This is a genomic window from Leifsonia sp. KNZ12-8B, from assembly GCF_056755495.1.
In genome coordinates, this window is sequence record NZ_JBPGXM010000090.1 from 1 (window position 1) to 16,065 (window position 16,065).

General features: G+C 69.0%; 15 protein-coding genes. 11 read left to right on the plus strand and 4 right to left on the minus strand.

Translation table 11 applies throughout. The annotated features are described in order from the left end of the window. Positions 1–7: 7 nt before the first annotated feature. Positions 8–1,594, minus strand: a complete 1,587-nt coding sequence (locus ACR9ZG_RS13095; protein ID WP_481285285.1) for a cation:proton antiporter — start codon at positions 1,592–1,594, stop codon at positions 8–10. A gap of 199 nt (positions 1,595–1,793) precedes the next feature. On the opposite strand from ACR9ZG_RS13095, the gene ACR9ZG_RS13100 reads away from it, so the two are divergent. After that, entirely contained in the window at positions 1,794–2,573 is a 780-nt protein-coding gene (locus tag ACR9ZG_RS13100) for a polyprenol monophosphomannose synthase (protein WP_481285286.1), read from the plus strand. A gap of 10 nt (positions 2,574–2,583) precedes the next feature. Beyond that, positions 2,584–3,114, plus strand: coding sequence for a YbhB/YbcL family Raf kinase inhibitor-like protein (locus ACR9ZG_RS13105; protein WP_481285287.1), 531 nt, complete (start codon positions 2,584–2,586; stop codon positions 3,112–3,114). A 12-nt stretch (positions 3,115–3,126) separates the two neighbouring features. Here the strand turns inward: ACR9ZG_RS13105 and ACR9ZG_RS13110 are convergent, their stop codons facing one another. Further along, positions 3,127–3,765: a LysE family translocator gene (locus ACR9ZG_RS13110; protein ID WP_481285288.1), complete on the minus strand. Its 639-nt coding sequence runs from the start codon at positions 3,763–3,765 to the stop codon at positions 3,127–3,129. Positions 3,766–3,796: 31 nt separating this feature from the next. Here ACR9ZG_RS13110 and ACR9ZG_RS13115 point away from each other — a divergent pair, with 31 nt between their 5' ends. From ACR9ZG_RS13115 to ACR9ZG_RS13125, 3 genes are read left to right on the plus strand one after another with little or no spacing between them, the layout of a single operon-like run. Then, positions 3,797–5,368 (plus strand): MmgE/PrpD family protein, encoded by a 1,572-nt coding sequence (locus ACR9ZG_RS13115; RefSeq protein WP_481285289.1) that lies wholly within the window; start codon positions 3,797–3,799, stop codon positions 5,366–5,368. Then, positions 5,368–6,267: a methylisocitrate lyase gene (gene prpB / locus ACR9ZG_RS13120; protein ID WP_481285290.1), complete on the plus strand. Its 900-nt coding sequence runs from the start codon at positions 5,368–5,370 to the stop codon at positions 6,265–6,267. Before ACR9ZG_RS13115 ends, prpB begins: the two co-directional genes overlap by 1 nt. Positions 6,268–6,300: 33 nt before the next feature. Then, the gene (locus ACR9ZG_RS13125) at positions 6,301–7,443 is read left to right on the plus strand and encodes a bifunctional 2-methylcitrate synthase/citrate synthase (RefSeq protein ID WP_481285291.1); all 1,143 of its coding nucleotides are present in this window, start codon (positions 6,301–6,303) and stop codon (positions 7,441–7,443) included. A gap of 48 nt (positions 7,444–7,491) precedes the next feature. Here the strand turns inward: ACR9ZG_RS13125 and ACR9ZG_RS13130 are convergent, their stop codons facing one another. Further along, positions 7,492–8,679 carry an acetyl-CoA C-acetyltransferase gene (locus ACR9ZG_RS13130; RefSeq protein ID WP_481285292.1) on the minus strand — a complete coding sequence of 396 codons (1,188 nt, stop codon included), beginning with the start codon at positions 8,677–8,679 and terminating at the stop codon, positions 7,492–7,494. Between the two features lie 237 nt (positions 8,680–8,916). Between ACR9ZG_RS13130 and ACR9ZG_RS13135 the strand changes: the two genes are divergently transcribed. Next, entirely contained in the window at positions 8,917–9,675 is a 759-nt protein-coding gene (locus ACR9ZG_RS13135; protein WP_481285293.1) for a JAB domain-containing protein, read from the plus strand. Here ACR9ZG_RS13135 and aspS read toward each other — a convergent pair. Then, entirely contained in the window at positions 9,605–10,912 is a 1,308-nt protein-coding gene (aspS, locus tag ACR9ZG_RS13140; RefSeq protein WP_481285299.1) for an aspartate--tRNA(Asn) ligase, read from the minus strand. The genes ACR9ZG_RS13135 and aspS overlap by 71 nt on opposite strands. Before the next feature lie 121 nt (positions 10,913–11,033). On the opposite strand from aspS, the gene ACR9ZG_RS13145 reads away from it, so the two are divergent. The 5 genes from ACR9ZG_RS13145 to ccsB are packed head-to-tail and all read left to right on the plus strand — an operon-like array spanning position 11,034 to position 15,726. Further along, positions 11,034–11,690: a histidine phosphatase family protein gene (locus ACR9ZG_RS13145; protein ID WP_481285294.1), complete on the plus strand. Its 657-nt coding sequence runs from the start codon at positions 11,034–11,036 to the stop codon at positions 11,688–11,690. Next, positions 11,690–12,295, plus strand: a complete 606-nt coding sequence (locus tag ACR9ZG_RS13150; protein WP_481285295.1) for a TlpA family protein disulfide reductase — start codon at positions 11,690–11,692, stop codon at positions 12,293–12,295. Before ACR9ZG_RS13145 ends, ACR9ZG_RS13150 begins: the two co-directional genes overlap by 1 nt. 1 nt (position 12,296) lies before the next feature. Next, entirely contained in the window at positions 12,297–13,037 is a 741-nt protein-coding gene (locus tag ACR9ZG_RS13155; protein ID WP_481285296.1) for a cytochrome c biogenesis CcdA family protein, read from the plus strand. Continuing rightward, positions 13,021–14,646 (plus strand): cytochrome c biogenesis protein ResB, encoded by a 1,626-nt coding sequence (gene resB / locus ACR9ZG_RS13160; protein WP_481285297.1) that lies wholly within the window; start codon positions 13,021–13,023, stop codon positions 14,644–14,646. The genes ACR9ZG_RS13155 and resB overlap by 17 nt, the downstream gene beginning before the upstream one ends. Positions 14,647–14,655: 9 nt before the next feature. Beyond that, complete coding sequence (ccsB, locus tag ACR9ZG_RS13165; protein ID WP_481285298.1) at positions 14,656–15,726, plus strand: c-type cytochrome biogenesis protein CcsB; 1,071 nt, start codon at positions 14,656–14,658, stop codon at positions 15,724–15,726. Positions 15,727–16,065: the final 339 nt, after the last annotated feature.

The following is a 16,065-nucleotide window of genomic DNA, read 5'->3' on the forward strand; positions in this document are numbered from 1 at the left end:
TCGCCCCTCACATGAGCGGCTTCTTCCCACCAGGACCGGAGGACTTCAGCGCGGTCTCCTCCGCGTCCAGGAACGCGAGCACCGACCGCACCGCCGGCTCCTGGAACCGCCCCTCCGCCCGCGCCGTCAGCACGGCCCTCCGCTCCGCGCCGATCATCGACCGCCGGAGCCGGCGGTACTCCAGCGGGGCGTCCTCGTCCTGATCCGGCGACGGATTCTCCAGCGCGTCCGCCAGGAAGACGGCGTTGATCCGCAGCCGCTCGAGCACGCGATCGTCCTCGTCGCCGGTGACCTGCGACTCGAGGTGTTCGAGGCCCGCCGTCTGGGCCTCGGCGAGCAGGCGCTGCATCTCGCTGGCCTCCTGGGCGAAGTCGGGCGGCGGCAGCCGCAGCCGCCGGATGATCCAGGGCAGCGCCAGACCCTCGAGCAGCGTGACCACCACGACCACGAACGCCAGGAACTGCAGGAACTCCCGGTGCGGCGTCTCCTCCGGCAGCAGGAACACCGCCGCGAGCGTGACCACCCCGCGGATGCCCGCGAACGACACCGCGATGCCGGTCGGCCAGTTCCACCCGCGCTCGCGCAGCCTCCTGGGCCCGTGCCGGTACAGCGCCGTCGTGCCGACCATCCACACGAACCGCGCGAGGAACAGCGCCATGACGACCACGACGCTGATCAGGATCGTCTCCGTCACCGTGATGCCCGATCCGAAGGCCGCCCCGAGGATGCTGGAGAGCTCCAGCCCGATGAAGAGGAAGACCGCGTTCTCGAGCAGGAACTGGATCGTCCGCCAGTTGATCGTCTCCGCGATCCGCGCCTCCGCCGTCTGAATGGTGGGGGATCGATACCCCAGGTACAGCCCCGCCATGACGACCGACAGGATGCCGGAGCCGTGGAGCAGCTGCGACGGGATGAACGCGAGGTACGGCGTGATCAGCCCCAGCGACGTGTCGAGAACGGGGGACCGCAGCCGCTTGCGGATCTGCGCCAGCACCCAGCCCACCGCGAAGCCGACCCCCACGCCCACCACGACGGCGAGCACGAAGTCGCCCGCGATCGTCCACGGATTGATCACGCTCACGATCGCCGCGATGCTCGCGTTCAGCGCCACCAGGGCGGTGGCGTCGTTCAGGAGGCTCTCGCCCTCCAGCACGGTGACGAGCCGGCGGGGGAGGTGCACCCTGCCGGCGATCGCGGTCACCGCAACCGTGTCGGTCGGTGCGACCACCGCCCCGAAGGCGAACGCGGCCGCCAGCGTGATGGCCGGCACCACCAACCAGGTCGCCATGCCGACCACCAGGACGGTGAACGCCACGAGTCCCACGGAGAGCAGCAGGATGCCGTCGCGCCTCGCCCGCACGTCGACGACCGACGTCTGGATCGCGGCAGCGAACAGGAGCGGCGGCAGCAGCCCGTAGAGCACGACCTCCGGTTCGAGCGCCACCTGGGGCACGCCGGGCACGAACGACGCGACCGCGCCGACCGCGACCAGCACCACCGGCGCCGACCATCCCACCCGACGCGAAAGCCCGGTGACGGTGACCGTGACGAGGACGAACGACACGGTCCAGATGATGGTGGCGACGGGATCCATGCTGTTCATGATGGCCGCAACGCGAAATCGCCACCAAGGGTTCCCCGTGATCGGTGGACAGCCCATTCGGGACCGGACCCTGTGGACACGCATGGCCCGCTCGAAGCCTGCAGGGATCGGAAGGTTCGTTCTCCAACTGTTCAGCGTCCTGGAGGATGGTGGGAGTACGGTCGACACGCAGTACGAGAAAGGCGGTTCGGTGCGAACCCTCGTCATCATCCCCACCTACAACGAGCGGGAGAACATCGGCCCGATCGTGGGGAGGGTCCGCGCATCGGTCCCCGACGCCGACATCCTCGTCGTCGACGACAACTCGCCGGATGGCACAGGAGAGATCGCCGACGCGCTCGCCGCGACCGACGCGCAGGTGCACGCGATGCACCGGGCCGGCAAGGAGGGCCTCGGAGCCGCCTACCGCGACGCGATGCGCTGGGCGCTCGACGTGGGCTTCGACCGCATCGTCGAGATGGACGCCGACGGATCCCACCGCCCCGAGCAGCTCCCGAGCCTGCTCGCGGCTCTGCGTGGCGAGGACGGCGGCCCCGGCGCCGATGTGGTCCTCGGCTCGCGCTGGATCCCCGGCGGCGACGTCGTCAACTGGCCGGCCCACCGGCGGCTGCTCTCGCGCGGAGGCAGTCTGTACTCGCGCGCGGCACTGGGCATCCCGGCGCGTGACGTGACCGGCGGCTACCGCGCCTTCACGGCCGGCGCGCTGCGCAGCATCCACTTCGACGACGTCGAGAGCCAGGGCTACTGCTTCCAGATCGACATGCTGCGGCGGGCGTACCGGGCGGGGCTGACGGTCGCGGAGGTGCCCGTCACGTTCATCGAGCGCGAGCATGGAGCCTCCAAGATGACCGGTGCGATCGTGGCCGAGGCGATGCTGCGCGTCACCGGGTGGGGGATCACCGGGCTGCCGCAGCGACTCCGCCGCCGTCCGGCACCGGTCGAGGTCTCCGGCTCGGCGCAGAGGGCGTAGCGTGGCGCGCATGACGCAGGATCCTCTGGAGCGCTTCGGCGCCGTTCCTCAGTTCACCCTCACCAGCGACGACATCGCCGACGACCGCCCGCTGGCCCGCGCGCAATGGGGTGCGGGCGGAGGCGGTGGCGACGTCTCGCCCCAGCTCTCCTGGAGCGGCTTCCCGGCCGAGACCAAGAGCTTCGCCGTGACCATCCACGACCCGGACGCTCCGACCGGCTCCGGGTTCTGGCACTGGGCCGTGTACAACATCCCGGCGTCCGTCACCTCGCTTCCCGCTGGAGCCGGGGCAGAGGGAGGCGCGTCCCTCCCGCAGGGAGCGGCGATGCTGTCGAACGAGCTCGGCTCGAAGAGCTTCACCGGCGCCGGGCCGCCGCCCGGAACGGGCACCCACCACTACAACGTGATCGTGCACGCCCTGGACGTCGAGCATCTGGACCTCGACCCGGCCTCGACGCCCGCCATCCTCGGGTTCAACGCGCACTTCCACACGCTGGCCCGCGCGTTCCTGGTCCCGATCGCCACGGCCGGCGACATCTGATCCGCCGGCCGGTCAGTGCTTCGCGCCGGTGAGGGCGAGGATGCCGCCCAATCCGATCATCAGCACGCCCCCGGTGGCGCCGAGCCGTTCCACCCGCTTCGGCGAGCGGCCGAACCACTGGCGCGCGGTACCCGCGGCAAGCGCCCAGACGCTGTCGAAGGTCAGCGCCAGCAGGAGGAACACCACCCCGAGCTCCATGAGCTGGAGCGGGATGGAGCCCGCCGAGTAGTCCACGAACTGCGGTAGCACGGCGACGAAGAACACGAGCGACTTCGGGTTGGTGAGCCCGACGAGGAAGCCCTCGCCCAGGATCCGCCACGGCGAGTGCCGAGGAGCCGTCGCCTCGTGCGTCACCGCCGTGTGCCGACGATGGCGGATCGCCTGGATGCCGAGGTAGACCAGGTACGCGGCTCCGGCGAACTTCACGATGGTGAACACGATCTCCGACTGCGCCACCACGGCGCCGATCCCGAGTGCGACCGCGACCACCAGCGGGAGCATCCCGAGTGCGTTCCCGAGCACACTCAGCAGCCCACCCAGGCGACCGAGCGCGAGGGACCGACCGATCACGAAGAGCACGCTCGGGCCGGGGATCACGATGAGGGCGATCGACGCGAGCGCGAACGCGAGCAGAGAGGGCGCTGGGACCATGGGCGAGAGCGTAGCGAGGTAGGTTCGATACGTGAAGCTTCACAACGTCCGTGTGCACAGGAGCGAGGAGACTCTCGCTCGACAGGATCAGCTCGCGTGGAGGATCGCCGAGGTCGCCGCCGACCCGGTCGATGTCGACGACGATGTCGCAGACATGGTCGTCAACCGCGTGATCGACAACGCAGCCGTCGCCGCGGCCTCGCTCACCCGCCGCCCCGTGGTGTCGGCGCGGTCGCAGGCGCTCGCGCATCGGCTGCCGGTCCGGCAGCTCGACGAGCTGACGTCGACGAACGAGCACCCGCAGGACGGTGCGACCGTCTTCGGCGAGGCCCAGGAGGTCCGGGTGTCGCCCGAGTGGGCGGCCTGGGCCAACGGCGTCGCGGTGCGGGAGCTGGACTACCACGACACCTTCCTCGCGGCCGAGTACTCGCACCCTGGTGACAACATCCCGCCCATCGTCGCGGTGGCGCAGCACGCCGGCCGCGCGTTCGGCTTGTCGGGACGCGACCTCGTCCGTGCCATCGCGACCGGGTACGAGATCCAGATCGATCTGGCCCGCGCGATCAGCCTCCACAAGCACAAGATCGATCACGTCGCCCACCTGGGCCCGTCGGCCGCTGCCGGCATCGGGACGCTGCTCGGCCTCCCGCCGGAGGTGATCTTCCAGGCCATCGGGCAGGCGCTGCACACCACGACCGCGACCCGGCAGTCGCGCAAGGGCGAGATCTCCAGCTGGAAGGCGCATGCTCCGGCGTTCGCCGGCAAGATGGCCGTGGAGGCCGTCGATCGTGCGATGAGGGGCGAGACCAGCCCGACGCCGATCTACGAAGGAGAGGACGGCGTGATCGCCTGGCTGCTCGACGGTCCGTCGGCGTCCTACGACGTACCGCTGCCCGAGCCGGGCGAGCCGAAGCGCGCGATCCTCGACTCGTACACGAAGGAGCACTCGGCGGAGTACCAGGCCCAGGCGTGGATCGACCTTGCTCGCAAGCTGCACCGCGAGCACCCGGAGGCGGCCGACCCGACGCGGGTGGAGTCCATCCTCATCCACACCTCGCACCACACCCACTACGTGATCGGATCGGGGGCGAACGACCCGCAGAAGTACGACCCGTCCGCTTCGCGCGAGACGCTCGACCACAGCATCCCGTACATCTTCACGGTGGCGTTGCAGGACGGTCGCTGGCATCACGCGGAGTCGTACCAGCCGTCGCGCGCCGCCCGGCCGGACACCGTCGCACTCTGGGGCAAGGTGCGCACGACGGAGGATCCGGAGTGGACCCGTCGCTACCATTCGACGGACCCGGCTGAGAAGGCCTTCGGCGGCCGGGTGGAGATCCGGATGGCCGACGGCACCACCATCACCGACGAGATCGCCGTCGCCGACGCCCATCCGCTCGGCGCCCGGCCGTTCGCCCGTGCGGACTACATCGCGAAGTTCCGCACGCTGTCCGCCGATGTGCTGGAGGAGGCGGAGATCGAGCGGTTCCTCGGCCTCGCGCAGCGCCTTCCCGACCTCACGGCCGCAGAGCTCGGCGGCCTCACCATCACGGCCCGTCATGGCCTGCTCGCCTCGGTCGCCGTACCGAAGGGATTGTTCTGATGCTCTACTCCTCCATCCCGGCGCACGAGAAGCGCGCCGCCTTCCGTGCCCGCCTCGCCTCCGGCGAGCTTGTCCGGATGCCCGGCGCGTTCAACCCGCTCAGCGCACGGCTCATCGAGCGCAAGGGCTTCGAAGGCGTCTACATCTCGGGTGCCGTGCTGTCGGCCGAGCTCGGACTCCCCGACATCGGCCTCACCACCCTCAGCGAGGTCGCCGGGCGCTCGGCGCAGATCGCACGCATGACGGATCTGCCCGCACTGGTCGACGCCGACACCGGGTTCGGCGAGCCGATGAATGTCGCGCGGACCGTCCAGTCCCTCGAGGACGCCGGCGTCGCCGGTCTGCACATCGAGGATCAGGTCAACCCGAAGCGTTGCGGCCACCTCGACGGCAAGCAGGTCGTCGACGAGGACACCGCTCTCAAGCGCATCCGCGCGGCGGCGGACGCGCGCCGCGATCCGAACCTGTTGATCATGGCCCGCACCGACATCCGCGCGGTGGAGGGGCTCGACGCCGCGATCGACCGCGCGAAGGCGCTCGTCGACGCGGGCGCTGACGCCATCTTCCCGGAGGCGATGGCCGACCTCGGCGAGTTCGAGGCCGTGCGCCGGGCCATCGATGTGCCGATGCTCGCCAACATGACCGAGTTCGGCAAGAGCGACCTCTTCACGGTGGACCAGCTGGGCGACGTGGGCGTCAACATCGTCATCTGGCCGGTCTCGCTGCTGCGTCTGGCGATGGGGGCGGCGGAGCGCGGGCTCGATGCGCTCCTCGACGGCGGGACGCTGAAGCCCCTCCTCGGCGACATGCAGCATCGCGCCGAGCTCTACGATCTGATCGACTACGAGGGCTACAACGCCTTCGACACCTCCGTCTACAACTTCGAGGTGCGCCGGTAACCCGGCGCTCTGGCAGCAAAGGAGCTCCAGCACATGACCGACCCGGACAAGACCGACCTGGACATCCACAAGGGACTCGCCGGCGTCGTGGTCGACACCACGACGATCTCTTCCGTGAACCCGCAAACCAACTCCCTTCTCTATCGCGGTTATCCGGTGCAGGAGCTGGCCGCCCACTGCTCCTTCGAGGAGGTCGCCTATCTCCTCTGGCATGGCGAGCTGCCGTCGCCGGACGAGCTCGTGGCGTTCGAAGCGCTGGAGCGCTCACTCCGCGGCCTCGACGACCGCACGCGGCGCGCGATCGACGATGTCCCGGTCACCGCCCACCCGATGGATGCCCTGCGGACCGCCGTGAGCCAGCTCGGTGGACTGGACACCACCCTGCAGCAGCCCGACGGCATTCTGGATCCGGAGCTCAACGACAGCCGGGCCGTGTATCTGCTCGCGCAGCTCCCCTCGATCGTCGCTTACATCCAGCGCCGGGGCCGGGGCCTCGAGCCGGTGGAGCCCCGCGACGACCTGGACTTCTCGCGCAACTTCCTCTGGATGACGTTCGGCGAGGTCCCGGACGACGTCGTGGTCGACGCCTTCCGCGTCTCGCTCGTGCTGTACGCGGAGCACTCGTTCAACGCCTCCACCTTCACGGCGCGCGTGATCGCCTCCACGCTGTCCGATGTGTACTCGGCCGTCACGGGTGCGATCGGCGCCCTCAAGGGTCCGCTGCACGGCGGAGCCAACGAGGCCGTGATGCACGCCTTCGACGAGATCGGCTCGGCCGACCGCGCTGAGGCCTGGCTGGACGCCGCACTCGCCGAGAAGCGCAAGATCATGGGATTCGGCCACCGCGTGTACAAGAACGGCGACTCCCGGGTCCCGACGATGCGGTCCGCCCTCGAGCGACTCGTCGAGCACTACGACCGCGCCGACATGCTCGCGCTCTATGACTCCCTCGAGAACGCCATGGCCGAGCGCAAGAACATCAAGCCGAACCTCGACTACCCGTCAGGCCCGGCATACAGCCTGATGGGCTTCGACACCGAGACGTTCACCCCGCTGTTCGCCGCCGCCCGCATCACCGGGTGGACCGCCCACATCTTCGAGCAGTACGCCTCGAACTCCCTCATCCGCCCCCTCTCCCAGTACACCGGACCCGACGAACGCCACCTCGAGCGCTAACGCCACCTCGAGCGCTGGCGCCGGCTCGAGCGCCGGCGCCGGCTCGACCTAGCGCCACAGCAGCAGGGCATCACCCTGGCCGCCACCGCCGCACAGGGCAACGGCCGCGCGTCCGCTCCCTCGCCGGGCGAGTTCGTGCGCCGCGTGCCCCGCCAGCCGGGCTCCCGACGCCCCGATGGGATGCCCGAGCGCGATGGCCCCACCGTGGATGTTCACGCGCTCCGGGTCGAGCCCGAGGTCGGCGGTCGACTGGAGCGCGACGGCCGCGAAGGCCTCGTTGATCTCCACGAAGTCCAGCTCGTCCACAGACCAGTCGGCCTTCGACAGCGCCGCCTCGATCGCGTGGGACGGCTGGGAGTGCAGCGAGTTGTCCGGACCGGCCACCTGCCCGCTCGTGCCGACGACCGCGAGCCACTCGAGCCCGAGCCGCTCGGCGTTCTCGCGGCTCGTGAGGATCAGCGCCGCGGCTCCATCGCTCAGGGGTGACGAGTTCCCGGCGGTCAGCGTGCCGTCCTGCGCGAAGCTGGGAGCGAGCCTCCCCAGCACCTCGGGCGTCGAGTCCGGCCGAACGCCCTCGTCGGCCGCGATCACCAGGGGATCGCCCTTCCGCTGAGGGATGGTGACCGGCGCGATCTCGTCCGCGAAGGTTCCGTCCGCTGTCGCGGCCCCGGCGCGTCGGTGCGACGACGCGGCGAAGGCGTCCTGCGCCTCGCGGGTCAGCCCGAGGCGCTCCGTGTACTGCTCCGTCGAGGCTCCCATCGAGATGCCGTCGAACGCATCGGTCAGCCCGTCGTATGCGGCGGAGTCGAGCGCCTGGATCGAGCCATAGGTCCAGCCCGTGCGAGCACCCGGGAGCAGGTGCGGCGCGTTGGTCATCGACTCCTGACCTCCGGCCGCCACGACGGTCGCCTCTCCCGCCCGGATGAGGCGCGCGGCATCGATGACCGCGGCCAGTCCCGAGAGGCACACCTTGTTGATGGTCGTGGCAGGCACGTTCCAGCCGATACCGGCAGCGATCGCGGTCTGCCGCGCGGGGTTCTGGCCGGCGCCCGCCTGGAGCACCTGGCCGAAGATGACCGCGTCGATCGCCTCCGGCCCCACCCCGGACTCCTCGATCGCCTTGCGCAGGGCGGTCGTGCCGAGTTGGACCGCGCTCTGGCTGGCGAGCGCTCCCTTGATCTTGCCGAGCGGGGTGCGCGCGGCCGAGAGGATGACGACGTCGTTCGGACTGGTCATGGACGACTCCTTCTGAGAATGTGCGTCCATTGTGACCCCGACGACGGACGCGGGATCGGATGATTCTCAAATCCGTGGACAACTCTCGAAGCGCGCAGCCCTGTGGAGATGATCCGTCCACCCGGTGAACCCGCGCGCACCCGCGGCCAACCATCCACAGGGCTCGACCGACGGCAAGTTCTCCACAGATTCGGATCAGCGGCGTTCACGCCGTTCGGCCGCTCCTACCGTGGCCTCATGCCTGATCAGGAAGAGGGGGAGCCGCTTGCGAACGTCCCTGCACACGACCGGCCGCGCGAGCGCATGCGGCGTCTCGGCGTCGGATCACTCACCGACGAGGAGGTCCTCGCGCTGGTGCTCGGCTCCGGCCAGACCGGTCTCAGCGTCCTCGCGCTCGCACGATCCATTCTGCGCCGAACGGGCGGGTACCAGGGCCTGGCGTCGATGGACTTCGCTCGCCTGGAGGCGCTTCCGGGCGTGGGCCCGGCGACCGCGGGCCGCCTCGTCGCCATCATCGAGATCTGGCGTCGCGCCGGCAAGGCGTCGGCATGGACCCGGCTTGTGGACGACGCAGCGGTTGCGGACATCGTGCGCCCAGAGCTCCTCCACCGCGACAGCGAGCGCTTCGTCGTGGTGGTGGCGGACCGGGCGGCACGCCCGCGAGAAGTCGTCCTCCTCCGGGACGGCGGGGTCGACGATTCGCAGATCCAGCCCGCCGACGTGCTTCAAGCGGTACTCACCCGCGGCGGGAGGTCCTTCGCCGTGGCGCACAACCATCCGTCCGGGGTCCTGGACGCATCGGTCGCCGACCTCATGCTCACCAGGAGACTCGACACGGCCGCTGCGACGATCGGCATCCGGTTCCTCGGGCACATCCTCGTTGCGGGAGAGCGGTGGACCGCGCTCCCGTCCTCCGGGAGCGGTGCTACGGCGTCAGGCGCGTCGGCCCGCGGAAGAGGTAGGTCGTCTCGCGAAGGTTCGAGAGGTGCAGCATGAGCATCAGCACACGCGCCAGGCCCATCCCGAAGCCACCGTGCGGCGGGATCCCGTACTCGAAGAAGCTCAGGTCGAGCTCCTCGACGTCGAGCCCCTTCTCCTTCGCCTGCTCGGCCAGGATGTCGACGCGGTGCTCGCGCTGCGCTCCGGTGGAGATCTCCACGCCGTTGAAGATGAGGTCGTAGCTCTTGGTCAGCGTGGGGTCGTCCTCGTGACGCATGTGGTAGTACGGCCGGATGCTGGCGTTGTAGTCGGTCAGGAAGACGAACTCGTGACCGTAGGTCTCCTTGACGTACGCCGAGATCTGGCGCTCGCCCTCGGGGTCCATGTCGTCGTCGGCGCGCGGCACCTCGTATCCCCGCTCCGCGACGATGCGCTTGGCCTCGGCCAACGGGATGCGCGGGAACGGCGTGCTCGGGACGGTCACCTCGACACCGAACAGCCGCTCGATCTCCTCGGCGTGCTTCTCCTTCACCGCGGTGAAGCCGGCGACCATGAGGTCCTCGTGCAGCTTCATGACGTCCTCGTGGCTGTCGATCCAGCTGATCTCGCTGTCGATGCTCGTGAACTCGGTGGCGTGACGGCTGGTGAAGCTCGGGTCGGCGCGGAACGCCGGTCCGACCTCGAACACGCGGCCGAAGCCGGCGGCCTGGGCCATCTGCTTGAACAGCTGCGGGCTCTGGGCCAGGTAGGCGGTCGTCTCGAAGTAGTCGAGCTGGAAGAGTTCCGCGCGCGACTCCGAAGGCGATGCCATCAGCTTGGGGGTGTGGATCTCGATGAAGCCGTTCTCGATCCAGTACTGGCGAAGCGCGTGCTCGAACGTGGTCTGCACACGGAAGATCAGGTTGTGCTTCGGCTCGCGGAGGTCGAGGAAGCGCCAGTCCATGCGCTTGTCGATCCCGCTGTCGGCGGCGATCGGCGTCTCGGGGATGGCCGCGGTCTCGACCGTGAGCGAGGTGAGCTTGATCTCGATGCCGCCGAGCTTGACCCGCTCGTCATGCTTGAGCTCGCCGGTCGCCCGGACGAAGGTTCCCTGAGAGAGTCCGGAGATAGTGGTGGCGGGCTCATCCGCGACGACGACGCCGTCCTCTCCGGCGGTGCGCGGGTTGACCAGCTGCACGGCGCCCGACTCGTCACGAAGGACGACGAACTGCACCTTCTTCTGGTCGCGGACGGTCTCGACCCATCCGGCAACGCTCACGGGGCCGTCGGGAAGGGCGGCCAGGTCTCTGATCAAAGCGCGTGCGGTCACGAGCGACAAGCCTACCGTCCGCTCATACCGCCCGCGCGGGTCCGCCCGGCGGTGCCGCTGCCCGCGCTCAGTGAATTCAAGGGAAGCGCGTCCGTAGACTGGACCGGTGGTAGCAAGCCAGGTTCACCTCGTCCGTCACGGCGAGGTGTTCAATCCCGACGGCATCCTGTACGGCAGGCTGCCGGGCTTCGGCCTCTCCAAGCTCGGGCACCGGATGGCCGAGTCCGCCGCGGACGAGCTCCGCGATCGCGACCGGCCGATCTCAGGCCTTCGTGTCTCGCCGCTGCAGCGCACGCGCGAGTCGGCCCGCCCGGTGGCGGCGGCCTTCGGCCTGGAGCCCGTCGTGGACGACCGGATCATCGAGCCGACGAACCGCTTCGAGGGCACAGTCATGCGCCGCGCCCTCAAGCGCCCCAGCAACTGGCCCTACCTGGTGAACCCGGCTCGGCCCAGCTGGGGCGAGGCGTACGTGAGCATCGAGAGCCGCATGATGGAGGCGATCGACTCGGCATTCGACTCGGTGCCAGACGGCGACGTCGTCCTGGTCAGCCACCAGCTCCCGATCTGGGTCACGCATCTCTCCGTTGCGGGCGAGCGGTTCTGGCACGACCCGCGCAACCGGCGTTGTGCGCTGTCGAGCATCACCACGTTCGAGCGGTCGGTCGGCGACGCGACGGAGGCTCCGAGCCGCCTCGTCGAGGTCGGTTACGTGGAGCCTGCGGCCGGCCTCCTGGCCGCGGCGACCGATGTGGGAGCGGTGTGATGCGACGTCGATCCGGACTCACTCTCGCCCTCTCAGTGGCCACGGTCGCCGGCGCCCTGCTCCTCTCCGGATGCACGGCCAACGACAGTCTGGCGCAGCAGTACCGGGCCGGGAGCGGTCAGAACTACATCGCGGGCGACGGCACCGTGAGCGAGTTCGCCGCAGGAAACCGCGGCGAGCCGGTCGCCTTCGACGGCGAGCTGGCGGACGGCTCACCCGTCTCGTCGAAGGACTTCGCGGGCGATGTTCTGGTCGTGAACTTCTGGTACGCCGGATGCCCGCCGTGCCGGGTGGAGGCTCCCGACCTCGAAGCGCTCTACCAGAAGTACAAGGGCGACGGCGTCGGATTCCTCGGCGTCAACCTCTACGACTCTGCGAGCACCGCGGCGAGCTTCGAGAAGGACAAGGGCGTCACCTATCCGACCGTGCTCGACCGCGACACCGGCTCCGTGCTGCTGGCGTTCAGCAAGACGGTCCCGCCGAAGGCCACGCCGACGACGCTCGTCATCGACAAGAAGGGCCGGGTCGCCGCCCGCATCCTCGGCGCCATCCCGGACCGCAGCATCCTCGACACCCTCATCTCCGACGCCGTGGCCGAGTCCTGACGTGGGAGGAATCGGTCAGATCGTGTTCAGCGGCCAGCTGCTGCTGGCGCTGCCGGTCGCGCTGCTCGCCGGACTGGTGTCGTTCGCCTCGCCGTGTGTGCTCCCGCTCGTTCCGGGCTACCTCGCTTACGTCGGTGGGATGAGCGACGGCGGCGCCAAGCGGGAGCGGTCCCGCGTCCTCACCGGTGTCGCGCTGTTCATCCTCGGGTTCGCCGTGGTGTTCGTGGCGTACGGCGCCGCCTTCGGTGCACTGGGGCTGTGGCTCGTCCGGTGGCAGGAGGTCGTCATCCGGATCCTCGGAGTGGTCGTCATCCTGATGGGGCTCGTGTTCATCGGTCAGTTCTCCTTCCTGCAGCGGACGATCAAGCCGTCATGGCGCCCCGCGACCGGGCTCATCGGCGCCCCGCTGCTCGGCATCGTCTTCGGGCTCGGCTGGACCCCGTGCATCGGCCCGACCCTCGCGGCGATCAGCGCCCTCAGCGTCGGGACGGGGTCGCCGTGGCGCGGCGCGCTCCTCGGGCTGGTGTACTGCATCGGACTGGGCATCCCGTTCCTGCTCGTCGCCCTCGGCTTCGAGTGGGTCGCCGGATCGGTGGCCTTCCTGAAGCGGCACATCCGGCTCATCAACATCATCGGCGGCGTGCTCCTCGTCGTCATCGGCATCCTCATGGCAACCGGGCTCTGGAGTCAGCTCATGTCCCAATTCCTGGCGGTGATCCAAGGTTTTGAGCCGGCCCTCTGATCACATCGACTCCGCGCCACCGCGTGAGGACCCGAACGTCGTCCAGCCCCGCCTGGGGCCGGTCGGCTGGGTGCGCTGGTTCTGGCGGCAGCTCACGAGCATGCGCACCGCGCTGTTCCTGCTCCTGCTGCTGGCGATCGCGGCAGTGCCCGGGTCGCTCGTCCCGCAGCGCAGCTCGGACCCGAACGGCGTCACCAAGTACTTCACCGACAACCCGCAGCTCGCCCCGGTTCTCGACAAGCTGCAGTTCTTCGACGTGTACACGTCTGTGTGGTTCTCGGCGATCTACCTCCTCCTGTTCGCCTCCCTCATCGGCTGCATCATCCCTCGGACCAAGCACCACTTCGACGCGATGCGCGCGAAGCCGCCGAAGACGCCGGTGCGGCTGACTCGGATGGCCGGCTTCCAGGCGAGGATCCTTCCCGCGGAACTGCGCGCGTCGGCGCCGGAGCCGATCGAGGCCGCCCGTGAGATCCTCCGCGCCTCCCGCTACCGCGTCGCGCTCTACCAGGACGCGCGATCGACCTCGGTTTCAGCCGAGCGCGGGTACCTCCGCGAGTCGGGCAACCTCGTCTTCCACGTCGCGCTCCTCGGCGTGCTCATCGCGATCGGGGTCGGCGGAGGCTTCGGCTACACCGGCCAGAAGGTCGTCGTCGAGGGGCAGAGCTTCGTCAACAGCCTCCCCTCGTACAACTCCTTCAATCCGGGCCGCTTCTTCAACGATCAGGCGCTCGAGCCGTTCTCGATCCGCGTCGACAGTCTCGACGTCGCCTACGAGACGAAGAATCAGGATGCGGTCGGCACTCCACTCGACTACACCGCCCATGTGTCGACCACCGGGCCGGGCGACGCGTCGTCCACATCGACCATCAAGGTCAACGAGCCCCTCTCCATCGGAGGGACGAACGTCTACCTCCTGGGGAACGGCTACGCGCCGACCATCACGGTGAAGAACCCGCAGGGGGATGTCGTCTTCACCGACTCGGTGCCGTTCCTGCCGCAGGACGCGCGCCTCACCTCGCTCGGATTCGTCAAGGTCCCGGACGGGCTGGCGAAGCAGGTGGGCATGATCGGCTTCTTCTACCCGACCGTCGCCGAGAGCCAGACGGCTACGGGAGCGCTCACGTCGAAGTTCCCCGGCCTCGACGACCCGGTCCTGAGTCTCAACGTGTATGTCGGAGACCTCGGCGTCGACAGCGGCGTGCCGCAGTCGGTGTACAGCCTCAACACCGACAAGCTGACCCAGCTGGCCGGGCCGCCGACGAAGACGAAGGCGCTCGAGGTCCGGCCGGGGCAGACGGTGGAGCTCCCCGACGGGCTCGGGACGATCAGCCTCGACAACGTCAAGCGGTACGCCTCGCTCGACGTGCACCATGATCCCGCGCAGGGGTGGGTGCTGCTGTTCGCGATCCTCATCCTCGCCGGGCTGCTGACCTCGTTGTTCGTTCCGCGTCGCCGCATCTGGGTGAAGGCCGTCGAGAACTCCGACGGCTCGCTCACGCTCGAGTACGCGGGGCTCGCCCGAGGTGAGGATCCGAACCTCATCGCCGCTGTCACCGCCGTGGCGGAACAGCACGCGACCGCCCTGACCCGACCACCGACGACGTAGGCTTATATCGTGACCGAGACCCTGTCCCAGCTCTCAACCGTGTTCATCTACGCGGCCATGGGGCTGTACGCGGCCGCCTTCATCGCGTTCGCGCTCGACCTCGCCCGGCGAGGCGCTCGGGTGACCGCGGTGGAGGCAGCTGCAGTTCCCAGCGCCGTCGCGCGCCGCGCGGCGGTCTCCACGCCCGCCGCCGCAGCGGGCACGATCACGGCGACGGGTGGAGACGATCCGGTCGCGCCGGAAGGTCCTACATCCGCGTTGGGCCGTCTCTCCTCGCGCATCAGCTCCCGCGTCGAGGATGACGTGATGAACGGTGCCGAGTCGACGGTCGCGATCCGCTGGGCGTTCGCGCTCACGACGATCGGGTTCGGATTCCACCTGGTGGCGACTGTCCTCCGCGGCATCGCGGCGGCACGGGTCCCCTGGGCGAACATGTGGGAGTTCTCGATGACGGGCACCCTCGTCATCATCGGAGTGTTCCTGCTCGCGAACCTCCGCTGGGAGATCAAGTACCTCGGCACATTCATCGTCGGTCTCGTGCTGGTGCTTCAGGGCATCGCGCTACTGCGGTACTACGTCCCGGTGGTCCCGCTGCAGCCGGCACTCCAGTCGTACTGGCTGGTGATCCACATCATCGTCGCGGTGCTGGGCACCGCGTTCTTCGCGCTCGGCTTCGCCCTGTCGGGGCTCCAGCTGCTCCAGTATCGGCGCGAGCGCCAGATCGCGGAGTCGCGGCCCCAGGGGTTCCGGTTCCTCGGCACGCTGCCGAGCTCCGTGGTGCTCGAGAACCTCGCGTACCGGATCAACATCGTCGGCTTCATCGCCTGGACGTTCACGCTCATCGCCGGAGCGGTCTGGGCCGAGAAGGCCTGGGGTCGTTACTGGGGCTGGGACACAAAGGAAGTCTGGACGTTCATCATCTGGGTGATCTACGCCGGCTACATCCACGCTCGTGCGACGCGCGGGTGGCGCGGATCCCGTTCAGCGTGGCTCGCGATCATCGGGTTCGCGGCGGTGCTGTTCAACTTCGGCGTGGTCAACGTGTTCTTCAAGGGACTCCACGCGTACTCGGGGCTCTGAACTCCCGCCTGTTCCGGGGCACCAGGGCATGACACGCCCGGGATGCAGGAGCGATTTGCGGGCCGTGTCAGGTCTGCGTAAAGTAATTACTTGTCACCCCAAAGGTGCGGGAGAGCCGAAGAGCTCCCCGGCCTCAAGCGGGACCATCATCCTGAGCCTGACGGCGAATCACGACTTGTGAGAGTCGGGTCGCTGCGCTTAGGATGAACACCTCCACTTCATGATCGGATTCGATCAGCGCGGCGCGCTGAGTTGACATTCCGGCGGGGAGTGGTAAGGTAGGGAAGTTGCCTCACTGTGATGCCTGGAAGGGTTGATGGTGGGTGCGTCCGATCCTTG

What these genes read in the sequence shown, in the direction of transcription:
- ACR9ZG_RS13095 (WP_481285285.1), bottom strand. Translation starts at nt 1,594, where the DNA reads ATGGATCCCGTCGCCACCATCATCTGGACCGTGTCGTTCGTCCTCGTC.
- ACR9ZG_RS13105 (WP_481285287.1), top strand. Translation starts at nt 2,584, where the DNA reads ATGACGCAGGATCCTCTGGAGCGCTTCGGCGCCGTTCCTCAGTTCACC.
- ACR9ZG_RS13110 (WP_481285288.1), bottom strand. Translation starts at nt 3,765, where the DNA reads ATGGTCCCAGCGCCCTCTCTGCTCGCGTTCGCGCTCGCGTCGATCGCC.
- prpB (WP_481285290.1), top strand. Translation starts at nt 5,368, where the DNA reads ATGCTCTACTCCTCCATCCCGGCGCACGAGAAGCGCGCCGCCTTCCGT.
- ACR9ZG_RS13125 (WP_481285291.1), top strand. Translation starts at nt 6,301, where the DNA reads ATGACCGACCCGGACAAGACCGACCTGGACATCCACAAGGGACTCGCC.
- ACR9ZG_RS13130 (WP_481285292.1), bottom strand. Translation starts at nt 8,679, where the DNA reads ATGACCAGTCCGAACGACGTCGTCATCCTCTCGGCCGCGCGCACCCCG.
- ACR9ZG_RS13135 (WP_481285293.1), top strand. Translation starts at nt 8,917, where the DNA reads ATGCCTGATCAGGAAGAGGGGGAGCCGCTTGCGAACGTCCCTGCACAC.
- ACR9ZG_RS13150 (WP_481285295.1), top strand. Translation starts at nt 11,690, where the DNA reads ATGCGACGTCGATCCGGACTCACTCTCGCCCTCTCAGTGGCCACGGTC.